The sequence below is a fragment of the Mesorhizobium sp. M0239 genome (assembly GCF_040321815.1).
Lineage (GTDB): Bacteria > Pseudomonadota > Alphaproteobacteria > Rhizobiales > Rhizobiaceae > Mesorhizobium.
The window spans coordinates 1-24338 of the sequence record NZ_JAMYSG010000008.1 but is presented as its reverse complement, the minus strand read 5'-3'; the positions used below and the strand labels follow the sequence as shown (position 1 = coordinate 24338).

Annotated in this window: 19 protein-coding genes; 13 read left to right on the top strand and 6 right to left on the bottom strand. The window is 63.3% G+C overall.

The genetic code is table 11. The features are described 5' to 3' along the window. Window positions 1–77: 77 nt before the first annotated feature. Window positions 78–980 carry a LysR substrate-binding domain-containing protein gene (locus tag NKI99_RS09970; protein ID WP_128304351.1) on the top strand — a complete coding sequence of 301 codons (903 nt, stop codon included), beginning with the start codon at window positions 78–80 and terminating at the stop codon, window positions 978–980. Window positions 981–1124: 144 nt separating this feature from the next. Here NKI99_RS09970 and NKI99_RS09965 read toward each other — a convergent pair whose 3' ends face one another. The 4 genes from NKI99_RS09965 to NKI99_RS09950 form a co-directional block, all read right to left on the bottom strand. Next, the gene (locus tag NKI99_RS09965; protein ID WP_352610738.1) at window positions 1125–2381 is read right to left on the bottom strand and encodes an Hsp70 family protein; all 1257 of its coding nucleotides are present in this window, start codon (window positions 2379–2381) and stop codon (window positions 1125–1127) included. Between the two features lie 270 nt (window positions 2382–2651). Continuing rightward, window positions 2652–3443 carry a TIGR02186 family protein gene (locus NKI99_RS09960; RefSeq protein WP_027161734.1) on the bottom strand — a complete coding sequence of 264 codons (792 nt, stop codon included), beginning with the start codon at window positions 3441–3443 and terminating at the stop codon, window positions 2652–2654. Continuing rightward, window positions 3443–4366 (bottom strand): sulfite exporter TauE/SafE family protein, encoded by a 924-nt coding sequence (locus tag NKI99_RS09955; protein ID WP_023811359.1) that lies wholly within the window; start codon window positions 4364–4366, stop codon window positions 3443–3445. Before NKI99_RS09955 ends, NKI99_RS09960 begins: the two co-directional genes overlap by 1 nt. A gap of 192 nt (window positions 4367–4558) precedes the next feature. Continuing rightward, complete coding sequence (locus NKI99_RS09950) at window positions 4559–8620, bottom strand: peptidoglycan-binding protein (protein WP_352610737.1); 4062 nt, start codon at window positions 8618–8620, stop codon at window positions 4559–4561. A 454-nt stretch (window positions 8621–9074) separates the two neighbouring features. On the opposite strand from NKI99_RS09950, the gene NKI99_RS09945 reads away from it, so the two are divergent. The 8 genes from NKI99_RS09945 to NKI99_RS09910 all read left to right on the top strand — a co-directional run bounded on the left by NKI99_RS09945 (window position 9075) and on the right by NKI99_RS09910 (window position 18647). After that, window positions 9075–9533 (top strand): MerR family transcriptional regulator, encoded by a 459-nt coding sequence (locus NKI99_RS09945; protein WP_128304373.1) that lies wholly within the window; start codon window positions 9075–9077, stop codon window positions 9531–9533. Between the two features lie 270 nt (window positions 9534–9803). After that, on the top strand, window positions 9804–11615 hold the full coding sequence (locus tag NKI99_RS09940; RefSeq protein ID WP_352610735.1) for an acyl-CoA dehydrogenase: 1812 nt from the start codon (window positions 9804–9806) through the stop codon (window positions 11613–11615). Window positions 11616–11736: 121 nt separating this feature from the next. Next, the gene (locus NKI99_RS09935; protein ID WP_352610733.1) at window positions 11737–12906 is read left to right on the top strand and encodes an acyl-CoA dehydrogenase family protein; all 1170 of its coding nucleotides are present in this window, start codon (window positions 11737–11739) and stop codon (window positions 12904–12906) included. A gap of 33 nt (window positions 12907–12939) precedes the next feature. Beyond that, entirely contained in the window at window positions 12940–14148 is a 1209-nt protein-coding gene (locus NKI99_RS09930) for an acetyl-CoA C-acetyltransferase (RefSeq protein WP_127295300.1), read from the top strand. Window positions 14149–14162: 14 nt separating this feature from the next. Beyond that, on the top strand, window positions 14163–16382 hold the full coding sequence (locus NKI99_RS09925) for a 3-hydroxyacyl-CoA dehydrogenase NAD-binding domain-containing protein (protein WP_352610731.1): 2220 nt from the start codon (window positions 14163–14165) through the stop codon (window positions 16380–16382). Window positions 16383–16447: 65 nt separating this feature from the next. Next, on the top strand, window positions 16448–17002 hold the full coding sequence (locus tag NKI99_RS09920; protein ID WP_352610729.1) for a thioesterase family protein: 555 nt from the start codon (window positions 16448–16450) through the stop codon (window positions 17000–17002). A gap of 115 nt (window positions 17003–17117) precedes the next feature. After that, window positions 17118–17786: a S24 family peptidase gene (locus NKI99_RS09915; protein ID WP_352439629.1), complete on the top strand. Its 669-nt coding sequence runs from the start codon at window positions 17118–17120 to the stop codon at window positions 17784–17786. Between the two features lie 9 nt (window positions 17787–17795). Continuing rightward, window positions 17796–18647, top strand: coding sequence for a thermonuclease family protein (locus tag NKI99_RS09910; RefSeq protein ID WP_352439628.1), 852 nt, complete (start codon window positions 17796–17798; stop codon window positions 18645–18647). Here NKI99_RS09910 and NKI99_RS09905 read toward each other — a convergent pair. Continuing rightward, a complete protein-coding gene (locus NKI99_RS09905) occupies window positions 18613–20259 on the bottom strand; it encodes a lysine--tRNA ligase (protein WP_352610727.1) in 1647 nt (548 codons plus the stop codon). The genes NKI99_RS09910 and NKI99_RS09905 overlap by 35 nt on opposite strands. A 165-nt stretch (window positions 20260–20424) precedes the next feature. Here NKI99_RS09905 and NKI99_RS09900 point away from each other — a divergent pair, with 165 nt between their 5' ends. Next, complete coding sequence (locus tag NKI99_RS09900) at window positions 20425–20832, top strand: tellurite resistance TerB family protein (RefSeq protein WP_281040482.1); 408 nt, start codon at window positions 20425–20427, stop codon at window positions 20830–20832. Between the two features lie 61 nt (window positions 20833–20893). Here NKI99_RS09900 and NKI99_RS09895 read toward each other — a convergent pair whose 3' ends face one another. Continuing rightward, complete coding sequence (locus NKI99_RS09895; RefSeq protein WP_352610725.1) at window positions 20894–21742, bottom strand: ABC transporter substrate-binding protein; 849 nt, start codon at window positions 21740–21742, stop codon at window positions 20894–20896. A gap of 248 nt (window positions 21743–21990) precedes the next feature. Between NKI99_RS09895 and NKI99_RS09890 the strand changes: the two genes are divergently transcribed. The 3 genes from NKI99_RS09890 to NKI99_RS09880 all read left to right on the top strand — a co-directional run bounded on the left by NKI99_RS09890 (window position 21991) and on the right by NKI99_RS09880 (window position 24221). Next, window positions 21991–22722 (top strand): helix-turn-helix transcriptional regulator, encoded by a 732-nt coding sequence (locus tag NKI99_RS09890; RefSeq protein WP_128304361.1) that lies wholly within the window; start codon window positions 21991–21993, stop codon window positions 22720–22722. A 96-nt stretch (window positions 22723–22818) separates the two neighbouring features. Next, window positions 22819–23457, top strand: a complete 639-nt coding sequence (locus NKI99_RS09885; RefSeq protein WP_128304362.1) for an acyl-homoserine-lactone synthase — start codon at window positions 22819–22821, stop codon at window positions 23455–23457. Window positions 23458–23471: 14 nt separating this feature from the next. After that, window positions 23472–24221, top strand: coding sequence for an enoyl-CoA hydratase-related protein (locus NKI99_RS09880; protein WP_013533649.1), 750 nt, complete (start codon window positions 23472–23474; stop codon window positions 24219–24221). Window positions 24222–24338 lie beyond the last annotated feature (117 nt).

Genomic DNA, 24338 nt, shown 5'->3' with positions numbered 1-24338 from the left:
AAACTTAGAATAAAGCTATCGATCCGTCTAATCAGTTGTTCTTGTAAATTCGATCGATATTGGTTCTTAATGCAGACATGACCCTGGACCAGTTGCGGATTTTCGTCGCCGTCGCAGAGCGCGGCCATATGACCAAGGCGGCGGAACTGCTGGGCATTTCGCAGTCGGCCGCATCGGCCGCCATCCGGGCGCTTGAAGAACAGCACGGCGTCCATCTGTTCAACCGCGTCGGCCGCAACATCGAGCTTGCCCAGACCGGCCACCGGTTCCTGCCGGAGGCCAAGGCCGTGCTCGAGCGGGCCGCCGCCGCGCGCAATGTGCTGGAGCATGTCTCACAGACCGTCACCGGCAGCCTCTCGATCGCCGCCAGCCAGACCATCGCCAGCTATTGGCTGCCGCGCCGGCTGGCTTCCTTCCACGAAGCCTATCCGGCCGTCAGGCTAAGCGTCTCCATCGGCAACACCAGGCAGGTCGAGGCCAATGTCCTCGATGGCGCCGCGGATCTCGGCCTGGTCGAAGGCCGCACCGAGTCCGACATATTGCGCCGCGCCAAGGTCGACGTCGACAGGCTGATGCTGGTGGTTGCCAGCGCGCATCCGGAGATCCCCGAAGTCGCGCCCGGCCGCCCTGACATCAAGGGCCTGCGCTGGATCATCCGCGAGGGTGGTTCGGGTACGCGCGAGGTGCTGGAGGATCTGGCGCGCCACGAAGGGATTTCGCTCGCCGACCTCCAGATATTCCTGGTGCTGCCGAGTAATGAGGCTATCCGCCAGGCGGTCGAGGCAGGAGCCGGCGCCACCATCATTTCGGAGCTTGTCGTGGCCCGCGCCGTGGCCGAAGGCGGTCTGAGATCGGTGCCGCTCGAACTGCCGAAACGCGACTTCGCCATGATCACTCATCGCGATCGCCAGGCAAGCCTGGCCCAGATGGCGCTCAAGGCACATCTGGGTACGGAGATGAACGGGTCCGCGCCAAGATAGGGTCCGTTGAGATTCAGGTCAGGCCGAGTCGAAAATGGCTGACGCCGAGAACCGGAGCGGAGCGTACTTAAAGTACGTGAGCACCGGAAGCGCAGGTACCAGCCATTTGCAGGCCGGCATCACCTGAATATCAATGGACCCTGATCAGCCGAACTTCCGTTGGGCATCTAGCGCCAGCCCAAGTCCGACCGAGCCGAACATGTCGCCTTCGATGACGGACGCCTGCGGCACCAGCGACAGGATTTCTCGTCTGGCCAGCGGGATCGCGGTCGATCCGCCAGTCAGGAACACCGCGGTGATGTCGGATGGCTTCACCTCAGCGTCACGGATGGTCTGCGCCACCGTTGCTGTGACACGCTCGATATCCCTGGCGATCGTGGCATCCAGCCCGTTGCGCGTGATTTCGGCGGCGAACTCCGCACCCGGCAGCTTCACCACGACATCTGCGGACGATCTGTCGGTCAGCTGTATCTTGGCCTTCTCGACGAGTGCCGCCAGCGCGTGTCCATAGCGGTGTTCGACGATGTGGATGAAACGGCCGACCAGGTCGGCGCGCTCGGCCTCGTAGCGGATCTGGCGCAGATGCGTCATCGCCCTGGCGGTGTAGACCAGATTGATGCGCTGCCATGTCGCCAGATCGATGAAGTAGCTTGCCGGCAGATTGCGCTTGCCGTCCTTGGTTGGCGTCAAATAGCCGAGCTGCGGCATCACATGGGCGATGCTCAGCTGCCGATCGAAATCCGTGCCGCCGATGTGGACGCCCCGGCTGGCCAGGATGTCGTCCTTGCGGTCGAGCGACCGGGAGCGCTGCGGTGAAACGCGCACGATCGAGAAGTCCGACGTGCCGCCGCCCATATCGATGATCAGCGCCAGTTCCTCGCGCGTCACCTTCTGCTCGTAGTCGAGCGCCGCCGCGATCGGCTCGAACTGGAAAGCGATGTGCTTGAAGCCCTGGGCACACGCGGCGTTCTCGAGTTCGCTTTGCGCCTTCGCGTCGGCCTCGGCATCGTCATCGACGAATTGCACCGGCCGGCCAAGCACGACGGTCTCGACCGTATCGCCGGCATCTGCTTCCAGCCTCTTCTTGAGATGGCCGAGGAACATGCCGACGATCTCCATGAAGCCGATCGACCGCGATTTGATGCGGGTCTTTTCATGGGCCAGCGAACTGCCGAGCACGCTCTTCAGAGAACGCATCAGCCGGCCTTCGACGCTGTCGGTGTAGTTGGCGATGGCGTGGCGGCCAAAGCAGGTGCGGTTGTCCTCGAAGTTGAAGAATACGGCACTGGGTAGCGTCACCTGGCCGTCCTCAAGCACGACGAGCCGCGGCTGCCCGTTGCGGACCACGCCAACGGTGGAGTTCGAAGTCCCGAAGTCGATGCCGCCGAAGGCTGGTCGCATGACAAGTTCCTGTATTTGTCGTCGGCGAGCCAAGAGGCGCCATGAGAAATCGCGCGCTGTCCGGGGACGGGCTGCTCTGCCGAACCGAATTGTTTGTGTGTGCCATTTGGCCGGGGAGCGCGGTCTACCGCATGCCTCGGCAAAGGGAAACCACTTTTCGGGAAAGTTCTGAAGTGCGTCGCGTTTGAGCGGATTCACGCGACGCACTTCAGGTCTTGATTCGATGCATGTCGTTCTCCCAAAACCGGGGCCACTTTTGGGCGACATGCATTAGTCCCGCCGGAAGATCAGCCTTCCAAGCCAGCCAGTCAGCATGGCCAGCGATATCGCGAAGACGCCATAGAGGAACGAATAATTGTGCGCGACACGGAAGATCGACTGCTCGAAACCGGATTTGCGGATTTCGAGCTGGGCCGAGCTTTCCTTGATGAACAGGCCGCTCTTGAACAGGAACGCGCGGGCTTTATGGGTTCCAACTGGCACATTCGGTGCCAGCCTGACGGTGGCGCGGAAAAGGTTCTGCGACAAAAATTGCACGCCGCCGACATTCTCGCTGTAGAGGCCGGTCGCCGACTTGCGCTCCCGCAGTGCCGCCGTGAACTCCTCGATCGTCGCCGGGCTGTCGCCGGCATCGGCGGGCTGCATATAGAGGTTGGAGGCGCCGAGCGACAGCTGCTTGTAGCTGTTGGGTTCGGTGATGTCCTGCAGCGGCCGCGTCGTCGCCACCGAATAGGAGACGGGCACGTTTTCGAAGGTCTCGGAGTCCAGATTGACCCAGACGCCGAGCACCCTGTCCTTGCGGCGCACCACCACCGGCTTGGGCGGACCTTCGAGCACGACGATGACGTCGTAACGGCCTTGGCGCGCGACGAGTGGATCCGGGTTTTCCAGCGAACCGAAGATGGTCAGGTCGGCCCCGGAAAAGCCGGCGGTGATCGAGACGTTGTCGGTGGAGAGCCCGATCTGGATGCCTTCGGTCAGCGGGACCTGTGCCTTCGCCGGCACGGCGGCCGCAAGCAGCGACAGGACAATGGCGGTTGCGAATGTGTTGCGAGCCCTCATCAGTTGAGGCCCGCGGCAGACAGCGAATAGAGGTTGGGCGGGGTGACGAACAGATCGATCGCCAATCGTATCGCCACCGCCAGCACGAGCAGCGCCAGCAACGCCCTGAGCTGCTCGCCGCGCAGCCTCTGGCCGGCCTTGGCGCCGTACTGCGCACCGGCGACGCCGCCCGCCATCAGCAGGAAGGCCAGCACGACATCGACCGTCTGGTTGGTGGTGGCGTGGACCAGCGTCGTATAGGCGGAGGTGAAGATGATCTGGAACAGCGAGGTGCCGATGACGACGTTGGTCGGCACTTTCAGCAGATAGATCAGTGCCGGCACCATGATGAAGCCGCCGCCGACGCCCATGATCGACGACAGGAAGCCGATACCGGCGCCAAGGCCAAGTACGGGGATGACGCTGACGAACAGTTTTGACGCCCTGAACCGCATCTTCAGCGGCAAGCGGTGGATCCAGTTGTGCTGGCCGGATTTCTTCAGCACCGGCGCCGCACCGCTGCGCGTGGCGCGCAGCGCATTGACGCTTTCGACCAACATCAGCCCGCCGACGGTGCCGAGCAGCACGACGTAGAGCAGCGAGATGAACAGGTCGAGCTGGCCGAGGCGGCGCAGGAAGGCGAAGACGTAGATGCCGCCGGTGGAGCCGACAATGCCGCCGGCCAGCAACACCCCGCCGAGCTTGAAATCGAGCGTACCCCGCTTCATGTGCGAAAGGACGCCGGAGACGGAGGAGGCGATGACCTGGTTGGCGCCGGTGGCGACAGCGATCGCCGGGGGTATGTTGTAGAAGATCAACAGCGGCGTGATGAGGAAGCCGCCGCCGACACCGAACATGCCCGACAGGAAACCCACCGCCGCGCCCATGGCCAGCAGGACGAAGATATTGACGGAAATTTCCGCGATCGGGAGATAGATGCCCACCCGTCAGTCTCGATCAGTTCTGCCTGTCGGCGAATGCAACCGTTGCGGGCATCTTGGACCGACAAGCCAATTCGTTCTTGCGCCGGAGGTGCTGCGAAGTCAAACCGCGCTACGCCGCCGAAACAAAAAACATCTCAATCAGTTAACAGGCGAATGTGTGGCAGAGGCGTCGTGGAAACGACGCCTCCGCCGTTATTTGCGCGCCAGCAGCGCCTTGACCAGTTTTTCATCGACTTCGCCGGTCGCCGGCATCTTGTTGTCGGTCTGGAAAGCCATGATCGCGGTCTTCGTCTTCTGGCCCATCTTGCCGTCGGCGCCGCCGGCGTCGTAGCCGTTCTTGTTGAGAATGCGCTGGATGTTCTGGACGGCCTTCTTCATGTCGATGCTGGCTGTCGTCTGCGGTGTGCCGTCCTGCCAGGATTCAGGAATGTCGGCCGAATTGGCCGCCGCATCCAACGGCTTGGCCTTCCACAGCTCAGTCGCGGCGCGGGCGCGTTCGAGCTGCTCGGGCCGCAGCGCATTGGCGATCTCGTCACGCTTGGCCGCCGCATCCTTGTCGCCGGTCTTGGCGACAAGCGCGAACCATTTGTAGGATTCCTCGAGGTTCTGTTTCATGCCGACGCCCTTAGCGGCGAGGATGCCGAGGTTGAACTGGCTGTCCTTGACGCCGACATCGGCCGCCGCCTGGAACCAGTGCGCGGCCGATTCATTGTCGGTCACGCCGTCTGCCGCCATGGCGAACAGGACGGCTAGATTGTGCATGCCGCTGGCGTTGCCCTGTGCTGCGGCAAGCTGGTACCAGGTCTTCGCCTTCTTGATGTCGCGCGCGACGCCGATGCCCTTTTCGTAGAAATTTCCGATGCGGTATTCGGCCGGCGCGAAGCCGAGTTCCGCCGATTTCTCGTACCATTTGGCCGCTGCCGCCATGTCTTCCTTGACGCCGCGCGACTCGGCATAGCGCGAGCCGATTTCGAACAGCGCCTTGGCGTCGCCGCCGGCGGCGGCATCACGCAAGGCGGGCGGGCCGGCGTCAGCGGGAATGTCGAACTTTGCCGTCGTCGCCGGCGAAGCGTCCACCGGCGGAACCGCGCCCGTGGTGTCCTTGGCGATGGTCGGCTCTGCCGCCATAGGCTGGATGCCGGTGTCGGTATCGGCAGCTTCCGGGGCGACCGGAACGGTCGAGGGCGGCGCAGCCGGGGCTGTTGTCTCGGACACCGCTGGGTTCGCATCGGCCGATGTGGCCAAGGCGACGGGCGCCGGAACCGGCTCGGCGGTCGGCGCGGCACCCATCGACGGCTCGGCGCCTGACGGCGTGGCAATCATGCTTTGCGCGGCCATGTCGTCCTTGGTTGCCGGTGCGGACGGCTCGGCCTGTCTGACGGCATGGTCCGGCGCGCTTTCCACTGCCGCGGGCTGCGCGTCCGTCTTTGGCTGGCTCGCGGCATCGAGCGAGGCGGTCTGCACCGGCTGCGAGGCGACGATCGGCGCGACATCGTTGCTCGCCACCTGGGCCGGATCGGCGAAGAAGGCCTTGCCCAGTTGCAGAGCGCCCAGCGCCAGCAGGATCGCGGTTGTCCCCATCAGGATCGGCTTGCGCCGTGCCTTGAGCAGGTCGCCGATCCGCAGCGCCTTCACCGGTCCGGTCACCGTCGACTGGCGCTTCAGCGCATCGGCCTCGGCGGCCGCGGCCTGCGCCGCGCGCCGGGCCGCGGCGATAAAGTCCGATTTGGCGGCATCGGTGTCGCTGGGCTTGGCCGGCTGGCCGCGCTCGTCACGCACGCGCTTCATGATGGCATTGAGGTCAGGTGCGCCGGAGCCGGGCTCCAGCGGCCGGTTGGCCATTTTCGGATCGAGCGGCTCGTCGAGATCGACGCTCGGGATCGGGGCACTCGGCGCCGAGCCGGCCAGTGGCGGGATGTCCGCCTCCTTCTTGCCCTTGAAGGCGCGGGCCAGCCCGCCGAACAACGACTTGCGGCCGCCTGCCTGTTCGCCTTTCTCGGCGATCGTGTCCGAACCGAGCGCGGCCATGGCAGCCGCCGCCGCAGCCTCGGCCGGCGTGCGCGTGCCGATACCAATACCCAGGTCGCCACGCGTACCCAGGTCGCCACGCGTACCCAGGTCGCCACGCGCACTCGGCTCGTTGCGCAGGATGGCGGCGGCACGGCCATCGAGATCGGCCATGTCCCCGGTCAATGGCAGGGGCTGATCGATATCCATCGACGGCGCGTCGACAGCCATCTTGGGCCGCCGGGCGCCGCGCCAGTTGCTCGGCTCGGCCGGTGCCGCATCCAGCAATTCGCTCATCGCCTCGACCGGCTCGCCGGGTTCGAGCGAACCTAGCCGGTCGACGATCTTGAGCAACGTGTCGTGGATGGCCTCGAACGTTCTCGAATTGCGCTCGTCGGAGCGCCGCGTCAGCGTTTCAAGTGTCTTCAAATCCTGGGCGAGGCCGGAAACCGCGGTCGTATTAGCGCTCGAACCGGCCAGCGATTGCACTGCGTTCTCGGCCGCTTCGCGCGCCGCGCCAAGGATGGAATCGCGGGTTCCTGCGAGCGACTTTTCAATTTCGTTGAGACGCGGGCTGATGTCCTCGAATTCCGGCAGCGGGGTGCTGGGCTTGGAAAGATGAGCGGACAGGCCGGCAACCTGTGCTTCCAGGCTGCGGATCAGCGCCGGATCGATGCCGGCGACCTGTGCGGCCGACGCGTCCAGCCGGCTTGAAATGTCTTCGAGCCGGCTCTCCAGGCCGCGGATCGCGGCTTCGCCCGCGGGATCGGGCACACGCGTTTCCATACGCTTGGCGAGCGCCGTAAAGCGGGCATCGATGGCTTCCATGATGCCGGCGCTGTCGACCTGCGGCATGCGCTGGTCGAGCCTGTCGGCAACCTCGTCCAGTCTGCGCTCGAGATCGCGGAACAGCATGTTGCCCTGTTCGATGGCGTCACCCTGGCGGCGTTCCATCATGCTCGACAGCACGTCGAAGCGCTGCTCCAGCCCATGGAAGATGTAGTCGGCGTCAGGCATGGCGGGCGCCTGGTCGATCTTGTCGGCGATGAGTGCGATCTGCTTGGCCAGGCGCTCCATCGCCTGCTCGGGCAGATTGGCGCGACCGCCGAGCTCGTCGACCCGACCGGACAGCGTGCTCAGCCGGTCCATGACCGCGTTGCCTGGACGATCCTGCGCCACTTCCTCGATCTGGCTGGCAAGCGAGTCGATCCGCCTCTCGATGCGCTCGAAAGCCTCGTGGTCGAATGAATTGGCTTGCGCCGCGACCGTGGATGCGACGATGGCGCGGGAGATCTCGTCCAGCCGCTCGTCGATCATGCCAAGTGTGTCGCTGCCGCGATTGTCCTGCTGGCTGGCGAAATGGTCGACAGCGCCGGCAAGCGTGCGCACCTTCTCCTCCAGCGAGCGCAGCGACAACGATTCCGGCAAATTGTTGACGGCATTGCTGATTTGCTCCAGCCGGGCCGTCAGAGCAGACAGGCCCGGGTCGTCCGAGCGCTTGCGCTGGTCGGCGTCGACGCGGTCTTCGAACGCCGTCCAGCGGCGATCGAAATCGTCCCAGCGGCGGTCGACCTTCTGCACGCTCTCTTCGCGTGCCAGCGTGTCGAGTGCGGCTTTGACCTGTTCGAGTTCGAGCCGCAGCATGTTGACGCTTCTGTCGTCGCTCTTCTCGGCCAGGGTCTGGATGGCGCCCGAAAGCCGCTCGAACTCAAGGCCGAGTTCAGCACTGCCCTTGGCCAAAGCACCGGGCCTTGCGCCTGACTGGAAAGCCCGCTCGATGTCCTTGCGCAGCGCTTCGAATTCCCGCTGCAGACCTGCGGTCATCTGGTGGCGCAGTTCCTCGCGCATGCCGCGCAATTCGCCGGCGATCTTGCCGACCATGGCAACGCCATCCTCCTGGCCGCGCACGCGATCGATATCGCGGGCAATGGCCTGGTAATTCTGCTCGAAAGCGGCGGCTCCCTGCATCGGGCTCTTCGGACGCGGCGCGGGCTGCGGGTCCTCATACCAGCGCTGCTGGCCAGAGGGCCGGGCGGCGGGATAGCGCGCGTCGGCAGCATATTGGCGGGGATCGGTTTGGCGCAGATCTGGTTGGCGGGGATCGGGACGTGCCATCGGATCCTCGCGCGTCCGCTCCAGCCGCTGCTCCAGCGTCTCCAGCGACTGGTTCAACTGCTCGAGCGTGGTCTGCGGCCTGCGCTGCCTGCCGGCATTGAGTGTATCGAGATAGGACCGCTTGCTGTTCATCGGTGCGTCCGTCTTTCAGAATGGCTGGCTCGCGGCCAGTTCCCCCAGGTCCCTATCGGAACGAAGGCGACCGGCGGCGATGCCGCGGCGGAAGACGAGCTTCCCGGGCTCTCGCCCGCGCTCCGAAAAACCGTGAAAAATTCGATACAGGATAAACACGGGTAGCCGACCCGCCCACATTTCCCCCAACGTGGTAAACAACGCGTTAACCAAACTTAAGAAATTGAAAGGATGTCGGCTGCCGGCCTGACGGTGCGGCATAAAGGGCGCCGCGCAGAACGCCCTTGCGTCATCATGCGGCAATCGGTATAGAATTGACGTAAACGTAAAAGGCGCATTGAGCGCATGTTTGCGATTTGTTTGTTGAAACCACGACTGGAAGCAGGCCCCCGCTTCCAGTCAGGCGACGCACGGTCCGAGACCGCGACGCCACCAGACGGGGAAGCCAGTGACCATGAAGCTTATCTCGGCCGGCGAGACCGCGGCCAATACCAATATGTCTGCCGAAGCCGGCGAGGATCTCGTCCGCATCGGCGAGATGGCGAAGAAATATGGAGTGACGCTGCGCACGCTGCGTTTCTACGAAGACAAAGGCCTGCTCAACCCGCAGCGTGACGGATCGACCCGTCTCTACACGCGCCGCGACAAGGCCCGTCTCAAGCTGATCCTGCTTGGCCGCAAGGTTGGATTCTCGCTGCGCGATGTCAAGCAGATGATGGATCTCTACGATCCGACCGGTTCAAACACCAAGCAGCTCAAGCTCGCGCTGGACAAGTCGGAAAAGCAGCTTGCCCGCCTGCAGAAGCAAAAGGCGCTGATCGACGACGCCATCAACGAGCTGAGCGGCTCGATGTCGGCGGTGCGACAGATGCTGAGCGAGCGTTCGGCACCGCAGGCGAGCGCCGCCAGCTAAGTCCTCCGCCAATTGTCTGACGATCAAAGCCGCGTGGCCTGCCACGCGGCTTTCCGTTGTCCTGGCCCACTCTTATGGCCTTTCGGCGCTGGCTTGCGCAACGTCGCGCCGCTACGCTCATTGCTCCAGTGGGCGGGGAATCTTGTCGCATCGAAAAAATTGACGTTTACGCACACGTCAATTTTTGCTATCCGCTCCCAATATGGGTCCGCATGCCGCCCTGGCTTGTCTTGGGGGTATTCGGACCGGGTTTGCAGGGTGGAGAAAAGCATGCCGACATACAGGGCTCCGGTCCAGGATACGCTGTTCGTGCTCAACGAGGTTCTGGGTTATCAGCGTTATTCGAACCTTCCCGGATTTGCCGATGCCACGCCCGATGTGCTCGAGGCGATCCTCGCCGAAGGCGCCAAGCTCGCCGAAAACGTCATGCATCCGCTGAACCGTGTCGGCGACATGGAAGGCTGTGTGCGTCACGACGATGGCTCGGTGACCACGCCGAAAGGCTTCAAGGAGGCCTTCGACCAGTATCGTGAGGGCGGCTGGATGGGATTGGCCGCACCCGTCGAGTTCGGCGGCCAGGGCCTGCCCTATGCCGTGCACACCGCTGTCGCCGAATATATGGTCTCGGCCAATATGTCCTTGATGATGTATCCGGGCCTGACGCAGGGTGCGATCGCCGCGATCATCACCCACGGCACCGACGAGCAGAAGGCGACATGGTTGCCGAGGATGATCGAGGGTGCCTGGACCGGCACCATGAACCTGACAGAGCCGCATTGTGGCACGGATCTCGGCCTGTTGCGGACAAAGGCGGTGCCGAACGGCGATGGCACCTATAAAATTTCAGGCCAGAAGATCTTCATCTCGGCCGGCGAACACGACATGTCGGACAACATCGTCCATCTGGTTCTGGCCCGCATCGAGGGCGCGCCGGAAGGCGTCAAGGGCATCTCGCTGTTCATCGTGCCGAAGCTCAAGCTCGACCCGTCGGGCAATCCGGGCACCAGGAACACCGTCTCCTGCGGCTCGATCGAGGAGAAGATGGGCATCCATGGCAATTCGACCTGCGTCATGAACTATGACGAGGCTGAGGGCGCGCTGCTCGGCGAGGCCAATGGCGGCCTGAAGGCGATGTTCACGATGATGAACGAGGCGCGCCTCGGCGTCGGCCTGCAGGGGCTTTCGCTGTCGGAGATCGCCTACCAGAACGCCGTGTCCTACGCCAAGGACCGTTTGCAGGGCCGCTCATTGTCGGGGCCGAAGGCGCCGGACAAGAAGGCCGACCCGATCATCGTCCATCCCGACATCCGCCGCAGCCTGATGACCATGAAAGCCTTCAACGAGGCCGGCCGCGCGCTGGCGCTGTGGACGGCGATCAAGTCCGATGTCGCTCACCGCTCGGGTGACGACAAGGACCGCCAGGCCGCCGACGACTACACCGGCCTGATGACACCGGTGGTCAAGGGCGTGCTCACGGACAAAGGGTTCGACCACGCCGTCATGGCGCAGCAGGTGTTCGGCGGTCACGGCTATATAGAAGAGCATGGCATGAGCCAGTTCGTGCGCGATGCCCGCATCGCCATGATCTATGAAGGCGCCAACGGCATCCAGGCGCTCGACCTCGTCGGCCGCAAGCTCGGCCTGAATGGCGGCCGCGCCGTGCAGGCCTTCTTCAAGGAGGTCGGTGAGTTCTGCGAGGAGAACCGCTCCGACGAGAAGATGGCGCCATTCACCAAGGCGCTGAAGAAAGGTCTCAACGATTTGCAGGCGGCGACCATGTGGCTGGTGCAGAACGGCATGGCCAAGCCCGACAATGCCGGTGCGGCCTCGACCGACTACATGCATCTCTTCGGCCTGGTTGCTCTGGGCTATATGTGGGCGCAGATGGCCAAGGTGGCACTTGGCAAGACTGACGCCAATGGCGCGCAATCCTCTTATGAAAACAACGTGGCTTTCTACGACAACAAGGTCGTGACGGGGCGCTTCTTCATGGAGCGGATCATGCCGGAGACGTCGGCGCATCTCGCCCGCATTTCGAGCGGCGCCGACACATTGATGGCACTGCCGGCGGAAGCGTTCTAAAGATGACCTGCGTCCCCCTCCCTCTCGAGGGGAGGGTGGCCCGAAGGGCCGGGAGGGGTCGTTGCGGCAGTGCGCCGGCTTCAGTTTCGATGATGCATCTCGGGAGGAGTATCATACCAGCATGACCAACCCAGCTGAAATCCTTGGCCTTCCGAAGCCCTCCTGGGCGGCGGACGAGGTCGGCATGCTCTACGACATGGCGCATCGCTTCATGTCGGAGGAGATCGCGCCGCGCTACGACGAGTTCGAGAAGAACGAGATGGTCGATCGCGAAAGCTGGCTGAAGGCAGGTTCCGCCGGCCTGCTCTGCGCCTCGATGCCGGAGGAATATGGCGGTTCCGGCGGCACATTCGCGCATGAGAGCGCTATCATCGAGGCCATCGGCCATGTCGGTGTCGACGGGTTCGGCATCGGCCTGCACAATTCGATCGTCGCCCCTTATATCCTCCACTACGGCTCCGAGGAGCAGAAAAAGAAATGGCTGCCGAAACTGGCGACCGGCGAGCTGATCGGCGCCATCGCCATGACCGAGCCCGGCGCCGGCTCCGACCTGCAGGGCGTCAAGACGCGGGCGCAGAAGGATGGCAATCAATACAAGATCAACGGTTCCAAGACCTTCATCACCAATGGGCAGCTTGCGAACTTCATCATCGTCGTCACCAAGACCGATCCGGAGAAGGGCGCCAAGGGCACCTCGCTGATCGTCGTCGAGACCGACGAGGTCGAAGGTTTTCAGCGCGGCCGTAACCTCGACAAGATCGGGCTCAAGGCCAACGACACGTCGGAGCTGTTCTTCAACGACTTGCGCGTGCCGACCTCCAACCTGCTCGGCCACGAGGAAGGGCAGGGCTTCGTCCAGTTGATGCAGCAACTGCCGCAGGAGCGACTGCAGATCGGCACCGGCGCCATTGCGATGATCGAGCGGGCGCTGGCGCTGACTATTCGTTACGTCAAGGAGCGCAAGGCGTTCGGCAAGGCGATCATCGATTTCCAGAACACCCAGTTCAAGCTGGCCGAACTCAAGACCGAGGCCACCATCGGCCGCGTCTTCTACAATGATTGCGTCACCCGCCACATCGCCGGCGGCCTCGATCCTGTGACCGCGTCGATGGCCAAGTACTGGCTCAGCGACCTGCAGGGAAAAGTCGTCGACGAATGCCTTCAACTGCATGGCGGCTATGGCTACATGAATGAATATCCGATCGCCCGCATGTTCCGCGACGCTCGCGTCCAGCGCATCTACGGCGGCACCAATGAGATCATGAAATTGCTGATCGGCCGCTCTCTCTGAGGGCGACGACCGGCAAACCCAAGGAGCAAGCAAATGGCTGAAGCTTATGTCTATGACGCTGTGCGCACACCGCGCGGCAAGGGCAAGAAGGACGGATCGCTGCACGAGGTGCCGGCGGTGCGGCTTGCCGCCAAGACGCTCGAGGCGCTGCGCGACCGCAATGGGCTCGACACCGGCAATGTCGATGACATCATCTTCGGCTGCGTCGATCCGGTCGGCGAAGCCGGCTCGGTCATTCCGCGCGCCGCCGCCTTCGAGGCCGGCTACGACACCAAGGCGCCCGGCATGCAGATCTCACGCTTCTGCGCTTCCGGGCTCGACGCCATCAATTTCGGCGCCGCCAAGATCGCGCAGGGCGCCGATGAGATCGTCATTGCCGGCGGCGTCGAATCGATGTCGCGTGTCGGCATGGGCGCCTCGGGCGGCGCCTGGTTCATGGATCCTTCGGTCGGCCTGCCCGGCTGGTTCGTGCCGCAAGGCATCTCGGCCGACCTGATCGCCACCAAATACGGCTTCAGCAGAGACGACGTCGACGCCTATGCGGTCGAGAGCCAGAAGCGCGCCGCCAAATCCTGGGCCGATGGCCGCTTCAAGAATTCCGTCGTCCCGATCAAGGACCAGAACGGCCTGACCATCCTCGACCATGACGAACATATGCGCCCGTCCACCGACATGCAGTCGCTGGCCTCGCTCAACCCGTCCTTCGTCATGCCAGGCGAAATGGGCGGCTTCGATGCCGTCGCCGTGCAGAAGCATCCCGAGGTGGAAGAGGTCAATCACGTCCATCATGCCGGCAATTCCTCCGGCATCGTCGATGGCGCCGCCGCCGTGCTGCTCGGTTCGAAGAAGGCGGGCAAGGCGATGGGGCTGAAGCCGCGCGCCCGCATCCGCACCTTCGCCAACATCGGCTCCGAGCCGGTGCTGATGCTGACCGGCCCGGTCGACGTCACCGAGAAGCTGTTGAAGCGCGCCAAGATGAAGCTCTCGGACATCGACCTGTTCGAGCTCAACGAAGCCTTCGCTTCGGTGGTGCTGCGCTACATGCAGGCGTTCGACATCGATCACGACAAGATCAACGTCAATGGCGGTGCTATCGCTATGGGTCATCCGCTCGGCGCCACCGGCGCGATGATCTTCGGCACGGTGCTGGACGAACTCGAGCGCCGCGATCTCAACACCGCTCTGGTGACGCTGTGCATCGGCGCTGGCATGGGAACCGCAACCATCATCGAACGCGTCTGACGGGGAGAGAAACGATGAGCTACACCAATTTCACCCTCGACATCGACGCCGACGGCATTGCGCTGGTCACCTGGGACATGCCTGGCCGCTCGATGAACGTTTTCACCGAAGAGGCGATGCGGGAATTGAACGCCATTGTCGACAAGGTGGCTGGTGATGCCGCCATCAAGGGCGCCGTGATCACTTCCGGCAAGGATACCTTCTCCGGCGGTGCAGACATCACCCTGCTGCAGAAGATGCTGACGACCTTCGCTGCGGAAAAGGGCAAGGACGCCGAAAAGGCGACCAAGGCGCTGTTCGACAATGCCGGCATGATGACCGGCCTGTTCCGCAAGCTGGAAACTTGCGGAAAGCCGTGGGTGTCGGCGATCAACGGCACCTGCATGGGCGGCGCCTTCGAATTGTCGCTCGCCTGCCACGGCCGTGTCGCCGCCGACAGCGACAAGGTAAAAATGGCGCTTCCCGAGGTGAAGATCGGCATCTTCCCCGGCGCCGGCGGCACCCAGCGCGTACCGCGGCTGACCGATCAGCAGCAGGCGCTGCAGATGCTGACCTCCGGCCAGACCCTGTCGCCGCAGAAAGCCAAGTCTATGGGCCTGATCCATGAGATCGCCGAGCCGGTCAGACTGGTCGAGACCGCCAAGGCGATGATCAGGAATGGCCTGAAGCCGGTGGCGCCATGGGACGAGAAAGGTTTCAAGCTGCCCGGCGGCCCGATCTACTCGGTGGCGGGCGCCAATCTGTGGCCACCGGCCATCGCCATCCTGCGTCGCGAGACCTACGGCAATTATCCGGCCGCCGCCGCGATCCTCAAATGCGTCTATGAAGGCCTGCTGGTGCCGTTCGACACCGCCTTGCGCATCGAGCAGCGCTATTTCACCGAGATCATGCAGACCAGGGAAGCGGCGGCGATGATCCGCTCGCTGTTCGTGTCGCTGCAGGAACTGAACAAGGGCGCCCGCCGCCCGGCCGGCGTGCCGGAAACCAAATTCAAGAAGATCGGCATTCTCGGGGCCGGCTTCATGGGCGCGGGCATCGCCTATGTCACCGCCAAGGCCGGCATCCCGGTGGTGCTGCTCGACCGTGATCTGGAGTCGGCGACCAAGGGCAAGGCGCATTCCGACGGCCTGATCTCGGATCAGGTTAAGAAGGGCCGCGCCAAGCCGGAGGACAAGGACAAACTGCTGTCGCTGATCACGCCGACGGCGGACTATGCCGACCTTGCCGGCTGCGATCTGGTGGTCGAGGCCGTTTTCGAGGATTCGAGCGTGAAGAAGAGCGCCACCGAACAGGCGGAAGCCGTGCTGAAGCCATCGGCGATCTTCGCGTCGAACACCTCGACCATTCCGATCACCGGCCTGGCGAAGAATTCTGCGCGGCCGAAGAATTTCATCGGCATCCATTTCTTCTCGCCGGTCGACAAGATGATGCTGGTCGAGATTATTTTGGGCAAGAAGACCGGCGACAAGGCGCTGGCCACCGCGATCGACTTCGTTCGCGCCATCAAGAAGACGCCGATCGTCGTCAACGACACGCGCGGCTTCTACGTCAATCGCTGCGTGCTGCGCTACATGTCGGAAGCCTACAAGATGCTGATCGAGGGCGTTCCCGCGCCGATGATCGAGAACGCGGCGAAGGCAGCCGGCATGCCGGTCGGCCCCCTGGCGCTGACCGACGAGACGGCCATCGACCTTGCCCAGAAGATCATGAAGCAGACCATCAGGGATTTGGGCGACAAGGCGGTCGATCCCAAGCAGATGGCGCTGATCAACACCATGGTCGACGATCACGGCCGCTTCGGCCGCAAGAACGGCAAGGGTTTTTACGATTACCCGGCGAAGCCCGCCAAGAAGAAGCTGTGGCCGGGCCTTAGGGATCTCTATCCGCAGCTTGCACCCGAGAAGGTCGATTATGGGGAACTGCAGCAGCGGCTGCTGGTCACCATCGCGCTGGAAGCGGCGCGGGTGATGGAAGAAGGCATCGTCACCGACCCGCGCGAGGCCGATGTCGGCTCGATCCTCGCTTTCGGCTTCGCTCCCTACACCGGCGGTGCGCTGTCCTACATCGACGGCATCGGCGCCAAGGCATTCGTCAAGATCGCCAAGGGCTTGCAGAAGAAATACGGCGCCGAGTTCAAGGCGCCCAAGCTGCTGCTCGACATGGCCGAGAAGGGCGAGAGCTTCTACCAGCGTTTCGATCCCTATGCGAAAGGCGACGTGAAGCAGGCAGCCTGACGCATGAGCAAAATCAAGCGTCTTGCAGCGACCTTTGCGCGTCCAAGAGGACACGGGGCGCTGTAATGTATGTCTGGGCGCGCATGGTGCGCATGATGGCCACGGCACGCAGCCGTGGCCCCTACGTGATGGGCGGCGAAGGCCGGCTGGCTTTCCGCTGCCTGCCGACCGACATCGATTTCAACATCCATCTCAACAATGCGCGATACATGATGCTGGCCGATCTCGGCCGCATCGACCTGTTTGTTCGTGCAGGCCTCATCACGCTGGCAAGGAAGAATGGCTGGGCGCCGATGATGGGCGGACTGCAGGCGGTCTATGCACGCGAGATCAGGCTTTGGCGCCGCTTCGAAGTGGTGTCCTCGATCGAGACCTGGGAAGGCACCCAGGTTGTCGGCAAGCACCGCTTCGTCCTCGACAATAGCGAGACGGCCGCGTTGATCCTGACGACAGCCGGCGTCTACGATCGCAAGGCTCGCAACTTTCTTGAGATTGACGAGGTGGTTTCGGCACTTGGTCGTGCCGTGAACCCGCGGCCACCGACGCAAACGGAGCGGATTTTCATGACATCGCACCAGGGTCTGCGCAGCTTGGCCAAGGGCGTCGATCGATCCCGGTAATCGGACTTTCCGCGATCGACGGGAACGTTTGCAACCACTCCACGACCGGTGGACAAAACGACATTCCAAGACTAGAAGGGAAAGGTATTTTTTCCTGCACCGAAGGAGAGCGAGCATGCTCTCGCACGACCGAGTCTGGGCTGCCATCGATGCTCTTGCCAAGCGCTATTCGCTTTCGGCCTCGGGTTTGGCCAAGCGTGCGGGGCTCGATTCCACTGCCTTCAACAAGTCGAAGCGTTTGTCGTCGGATGGCCGGCCGCGCTGGCCCTCGACCGAATCACTGGCCAAGATCATCGAGGCGACGGGCGCCTCACTCGACGAATTCACCAGTCTGATCGAAGGCCGGCCCGGGATCAGCAATGGTGCTTCGACCAGCAATGCCGCTTCGGTCGCCCGCAGAAGCTCCGTGCCGTTGCTCGGCTTTGCCCAAGCCGGCGCAGGCGGCTTCTTCGACGATGCCGGCTTTCCAGTCGGGCAGGGTTGGGATCTGGTCGAACTGCCGGCGCAATCGACCGAGAGCTCCTACGCGCTGCAGGTGCAGGGCGATTCCATGCTGCCGCTCTACCGCAATGGCGACGTCCTCATCGTCGAACCGGGCGCCGTCACCCGCAAGGGCGATCGCGTCGTTGTCAAGACCACATCAGGTGAGGTGATGGCCAAGGTGCTCGAGCGCCAGAGCGTCAAGTCGATTGCGCTGGTCTCGCTCAATCCCGATCATCCCGACCGCGACATTCCCATGCGCGATGTCGAGTGGGTGGCACGGATTGTCTGGGCAAGCCAATAGGTCAGGCTGGTGCGGCTTCTCCATCATGCGCTGGCGGTTCTGTTGCTCCCTGTGATGGCGGCCATGGTCGTCGCTGGCGGTCGCACGCTGAAAGGAAGCGACAGCGTCGTCACGGTGGACCAGCTTGATCCGGGCGCCGATACGATGGCGCAGCAGGCTGCCGGGACGGTGCCGCGGGAGCCGGCCACCTCAGCCATGGCAGCTCCACAGCCGCCGAAGCCGGGGCCGCATTCAAGGGCAATCGATCCCGAAATCGTCGCGCCGCCGGAACTGCCCGCCGACGGGCTTGAACGGGTCGAGCCGCGCGAGCCGTTGAGCAAGCTCGCGCTGGCTGTGCCGCCCAAGCCGAAAATGCCCGACGATTGGAACGGCACAAAGCTGTTCCAGCCGGTTGCGCCGGCCGCCGGCCTGATCGAAGCGAAGGGCTATTCGGTCGCGGTTTCCGGTATCGACATCGTGAGGCAGGACGAGACCTGCAGCGAGGACGGCAAGTCCTGGCCGTGCGGCGTCCGGGCGCGGACGGCGTTCCGCGCCTTCTTGCGCGGCCGCGCGGTGGTCTGCACGGTGCCGCCACAAGGTGGCCGCGACCTGATCGCAGCCGAGTGCCGGATCGGCAAGCAGGATGTCGGTCAGTGGCTGGTCGAAAATGGCTGGGCGCGCGCCGCCAAGGGCGGCCCCTATATCGAGGCCGGCGACAAGGCGCGCACGGCGAAGAAGGGCATTTTCGGATCGGCGCCCGATCTGTCCGGCATGCCGGCGATGCCGGCCGCGCCCGGCCCGGCGCCTCAGGCGCCGGGTTCGATCCTCGAAGAGGTCGATGGCGTGCTCAAGCCAGCTGACCAGCCAGCGCCCGCTCAATGAGCGCACGTGTCTCGGCAACGCCATAGAGTGCTGCGAACGAGCCGAAGCGCGGGCCGCGCTCCTGGCCGATCAGCACCTGGTAGATCATCTGGAAGAAGGCGCCCGATACGCCGGGGCCGCCTTCCGGGCTCTGCTTGGAATGATCCTGATAGCGCTCGATCCTGCGTGCGACATTGAGCGAGGCGTTCTGGATCGCTTCGCCGCCGGCGTCGGCCGGCAGCGCCCCAAGCGCTTCGTCGAGGGCTGCCAGCGCCTCGCGCTCGACCTCGTCGGCGGGCCGGAAGGTTTTCGTAGGCTTCACGAAATCGTCGAAATAGCGGATCGCATGGCCGACCAGCCGGTCGAGCTCGGGATGCGTCTTCGGTGTCACCCCCACCGTATGGCGCAAGATGAACCCCCACAGCACATCCTTGTTCTGCGCGTTGGAGGCGCTGACCAGATTGAGCAGCAGCGAGAACGGCACCGGCATGTCGATCGCGGGCGGGTTGCCGTCATGCATATGCCAGACCGGATTGCCCAGCCGTTCCTTCCAGTCCTGCCGGGGATAGGCGGCGAGGAACGTATAGTATTCGTCCACGGCCCGCGGGATGACGTCGAAATACAGCTTCTTGGCCTGCCGCGGCCGCTGGTACATGTAGAGCCCGAGGCTTTCGGTCGGCGCATAGGTCAGCCACTCGTCGATGGTCAGCCCGTTGCCTTTCGACTTCGAGATCTTCTGGCCGTTCTCGTCGAGGAACAGTTCGTAGACGAAATGCTCCGGCGCCCGTCCGCCCAGAATGTTGCAGATGCGGTCGTAGACCACCGCATTGGTCTGGTGGTCCTTGCCGAACATTTCGAAATCGACGCCAAGCGCTGCCCAGCGCATGCCGAAATCCGGCTTCCACTGCAGCTTCACGCGGCCGCCGGTGATCGAAAGCGTGGTCTCGGTGCCCTCGTCGTCGAAGGTGATGGTGCCGGCCTCGGCGTCGACATGCTTCATCGGCACGTAAAGCACGCGGCCGCTCTTAGGCGAGATCGGCAGGAACGGGCTGTAGGTCGCCTGCCGCTCGGGCCCGAGCGTCGGCAGCATCACCGCCATGATCTGCTCATAGCGTTCGGCGGCGCGCAGCAGCATCGCGTCGAAACGGCCGGCCTTGTAGTATTGCGTCGCGCTGGCGAACTCGTAGTCGAAGCCGAACGTGTCGAGGAAGCGGCAAAGCATCGCGTTGTTGTGGTCGGCGAAGCTCGCATAGTCGCCGCCGAAGGGGTTGGGGACCGACGACAGCGGCTTGTGCAGATGCGGCTCGAGTGCGGCGCGATCCGGCACGCTGTCGGGTATCTTGCGCATGCCGTCCATATCGTCGGAAAAGCACAGCAGCTTGGTCGCGACCTTGTCCTGCGTCAGGACGCGGAAGGCATGGCGCACCATCGAGGTGCGCGCCACCTCGCCGAACGTGCCGATATGCGGCAGGCCGGACGGCCCGTAGCCGGTCTCGAACAGGACTGTTTGCGGGAAGTCGGCGCCTTTGTAGCGCTCGATGATCTTTTTGGCTTCTTCGAACGGCCATGCCTTGCTTTCGGTCGCGGCCGCCAGCAGCTCGGGGTTGAGATCGATGATGTTTGATCCCGCCATGTCACAATTTTCCAAATCATTTGCCGGCCCGAAGGCGGGCCGCAGCAAGGGTTTTTCATCCGGTCTCTAGGCGTGCAGCGCCGGAGCGTCAACGCGTGCGGCGCTTTTTCCTTGCGGTGCAGAACGGGCGTTCCTAACTTCGAGGCCCGGTTCAAGGAGAAAAAATTGCCGACACCTCATGAAGCCCTGATCTATCTGATGGTCATCACCTCGGCCTCCGACCGCGACATGACCGATGTCGAACTGGCGCGGATCGGCGAGGTCGTCCGCTCCTGGCCGGTGTTCGAGGACTTCAACCACGACAGGCTTGTCGGCGTCGCCCAGGACTGCCAGAAGCGCCTGCACGAAAAGCATGGGCTGGAGGGCGTGCTGGCTGAAGTCGCCGAGGTCTTGCCTGAGCGGCTGCGCGACACCGCCTATGCCGCCGCCTTCGAGGTTGCCGCCGTCGACCTCGAAATGCGCATGGAAGAGGTGCGGGTGCTGCAGCTGATCCGGCGGCAGCTCGACCTCGACACGCTGACGGTTGCTGCCATCGGCCGCGCGGCCAAGGCGCGGCTGCGCACGCTGACCTGAAAGTCCTTGGCCGGGCGTTGTTGAGATTCGGCTCAGGCCGGCAAAGCTGACCGGAACCGGTTCAGAAAAAGCTCACCGGAAAATAGCGCAGATAAAATTCGGCGAACGTGCCTTTCATCGAAATTTCCTGCAGCGCGTAATCGATCGCGGCGGCCAGCGCCGGATTGTCCGCTTTGGTGGCGATGGCCATGCCGGTGCCCAAATATTCGGGCGCCAGATAGGGCCCGCCGGCAAAGCGGCAGCAGCCCGCCGCGTCCGAGCCGCCCAGCCAGAAAGCCAGGCGCATGCCGTCGCCGAAGGTGGCGTCGACCTTGCCGGCCTTGAGATCGGCATAGAGGTCTTCCGGCCTGTCGAAAGGGATGACCTGAACCGTGCTGAAATAGTCGCGCAGCATGCGCTCATGCGCCGAGCCTGATATCACGCCGACACGCTTGCCGTGCAATTTGTCAAAGACGGGCTCGGTCAGTGCCTTGCTCTTCGGCATGATGAAGCGCGCCGGAAACTGCAGATAGGAGCGCGAGAAGGCGTAGGTCGTGCGCGATTGCGGTGTTGCGGCGATGCCGGCGATGATCGCCTCGCCTTCGTCTTTCCGCAGTGCGCCTTCCAACTCGGCCCAGGGCAGGGCCTGGATCTGGCATTTTTCGACGATGCCAAGCTCGGCGCAGATGGCACGTGCCAGATCGATATGGAAGCCGGACAGCTTTCCCGCACCGTCGAGGAAGTTGAAGGGCGGGAAGTCCGTGGTGGTCAGGAACCTCAGCCGGGGCAGCGTCGAAAGGTCTGGTTTGGGCAGCCGCTCCTTGGCATCCCACAGCATCGGAACCTGAGGCGCCGCGGCGCGCGCGCCGTCGGGGAACGACAGCAAACCGATCAGCATCGCAAAGGCGAAGGATCTCCACCGGAACGCCAAGATAAAACTCCGCCACAGTCATGCTCGCACCGGTTTTGGTACGAAAATGGTACAGGCACAATGGTTTTTGATTTCAACCCGCCGATTTCAGGATATGATTCAGCCGGTTTGCAAATCAGCTCCGGCCGCCTCGGTGAGGGAAGCCACAAAATAAGTATGCGATTTGCAATCCGTGGTCGGTGGCGAAGTGTAAATCAGGCACGCATCATTGGCCGCAATGCACGAGGCAACATGGGGTTGATGTTGCGATGGGTCAGTTCGATCGCACGCTGGAATACATAGACCAACTGCAGCACGCCGCAACGGCGGCGGCGGTCTGTGAAAGGCTGCTGGGCATAACATCGGATTTCGGGCTCACCGCGTTGATGGCGGGAACCGTACCGCAGCCAGGCACGCCGGCTGGCCAGCAAAAGCAGCATGTGCTTCTCTGCGATTGGCCGGGAGAGTGGCTGGAACGCTATGTCGCGCGCAACTATGTCGATCATGACCCCGTCGTCAGCCATATGAAACAGTTGCAGGCGCCCTTCCAATGGCACGAGGCGTCGCAAGGCATTCGCATCGACAAGAGCAGCGGCGAAGTGATGGGCGATGCCGGCGCCTTCAAACTGCGTGATGGATTGGCCTTTCCGTTGATCACGCTCGACGGCCAGATCGTCATGGTGTCGCTCGGCGGCGAGGCCGTGGAATTGTCCGTCGCTGAATTCGGCCAGGTGTCGCTGGTCTCGACCTACGCGGTTGGCCGCGCCATGCAACTCCACACCATGGCGAACAACACCATCGATCATATCGTGCTGACGCCGCGCGAGCGCGAATGCCTGCAATGGGCCGCCGTCGGCAAGTCCGAATGGGAGATTTCGCAAATCCTCGGCATTTCCGAACACACCTCGGAGAAACATCTTCTTAACGCCAAAAGCAAACTAGGTGCCGTCAACAGGGTGCAGGCCGTCGCGGAAGCGATACGGCGCGGCTACATTAGTTAGGTCGGCCGTGCCGACCTGGAATTTTTGCCTACGCGATCACGCAATTTTCTCATCAAAGCACGGCCGTATCTTCCTCTGAACGCAGGAGACGGCGGAATGCTTTTTTCCCTTACAACCCATGAATTGATGGAACGTCCCGACCTTTGGGAGGCCGTCCATCGGTTGCGCTACAAGATATTCGTCGAAGAGATGGGGTGGGATGACCTCAGGCGCCCCGACGGGCTCGAACTCGACCAGTTCGATCACGACGAGGCGGTCCATCAGATCGTCATCAGGGGCGGTGAAGTGGCAGGTTATCAGAGGATGTTGCCGACGACGCGGCCACATCTGCTGACCGAGGTCTTGACCGATCTTTCCGAAGGAACGCCGCCATCGGGTCCAAACATCTGGGAATTGACCCGCTACGCGGTGGCTCCCGGTTTTCGTGACGGCCGTCGCGGCGTTTCGACCGTTGGCACCGAACTGATTGCCGGTTTCGTCGAGTGGGGGCTGAAGCGCGGCGTTGACAAGGTGATCATCGAGTTCGAGCCGATGTGGGTGCTGCGCGCCTTGCAACTGCATTTCCTGGCGACCCCGCTGGGCTATCAGCGCACCTATGGCAACCAGCAGGTCGTCGCCACTTTGCTGACCTTCAACGAACACACCCTCGATGTGGTGCGGTCGCGCCGCAATCATTTTGCTCCCGTGCTGGCCAGGGGATATCCTGACATGCTCGGGCAAAGGCGTGCGTCATGAGATCGGAGACAGCCATGAGCACACATCCGCAACCTGAACTTCGCAACCACACGCTGGTCGTCACCGTGTCGTCGAGTGACGGCCGGCCGGTGCTGGACAGGAGGGCCTATGAAAGCCTGGCAAGGACCTTCCATGAAGCCGCCGATAATGAGGAGGTTCGCGTCGTCGTGCTGCGCGGCCTGGCAGGCTGTTTCTGCCTGGGCGGCGACTTCTCCGAATTCCTCGACGCCACCAAGCACCAGAAACTGATTGCCGCCGTCACCGACCTGTTCCGCACGCTGGCGACGTTTCCCAAGCCCATCCTTGCCTGCGTCGATGGCGATGCCGTCGGTGTCGGCTGCACCATCCTGTTCCATTGCGATATGGTGATCGCGTCCGATGAGAGCACGTTCAGGGTGCCGTTCGTCGATTTCGGCCTGGTGCCGGACGCGGCGACCAGCATCCTGGCACCGCAGAAGCTCGGCTATGCCGGTGCCTTCCGCTTCTTCTGCCTCGGCGACACGCTTCGCGCCGAAGATGCCAGGGCGCTCGGCCTGGTCGCGGAGATCGTGCCGGGGGGCACCGTCGAGGAGGCAGCCCTTGGCCGGGCAAGACAACTCGTCAAGAAGCCGGTCGCCGCCTTGCTGCAGACGCGCGGCTTGCTGAAGGGGAACACCGAGGCCCTCTGCGACCGCATCGATCAGGAGATTTCGCTTTTCCAGCAGGCGCTGCAGGACGACACCACGCTGCGGCGATTGCAGCGCATCGCCCGGCTCGCGGCCTGAGCGAAAGCATCAAGGAACGCGCCCCCCGGCCCAGCCCCCGGGGGGCCCCCGCGGCACTACATGGTGGCCGGGCAAGGCTGAACATATAAACCACAACGCGCCCCCGCCGCCGGGAGC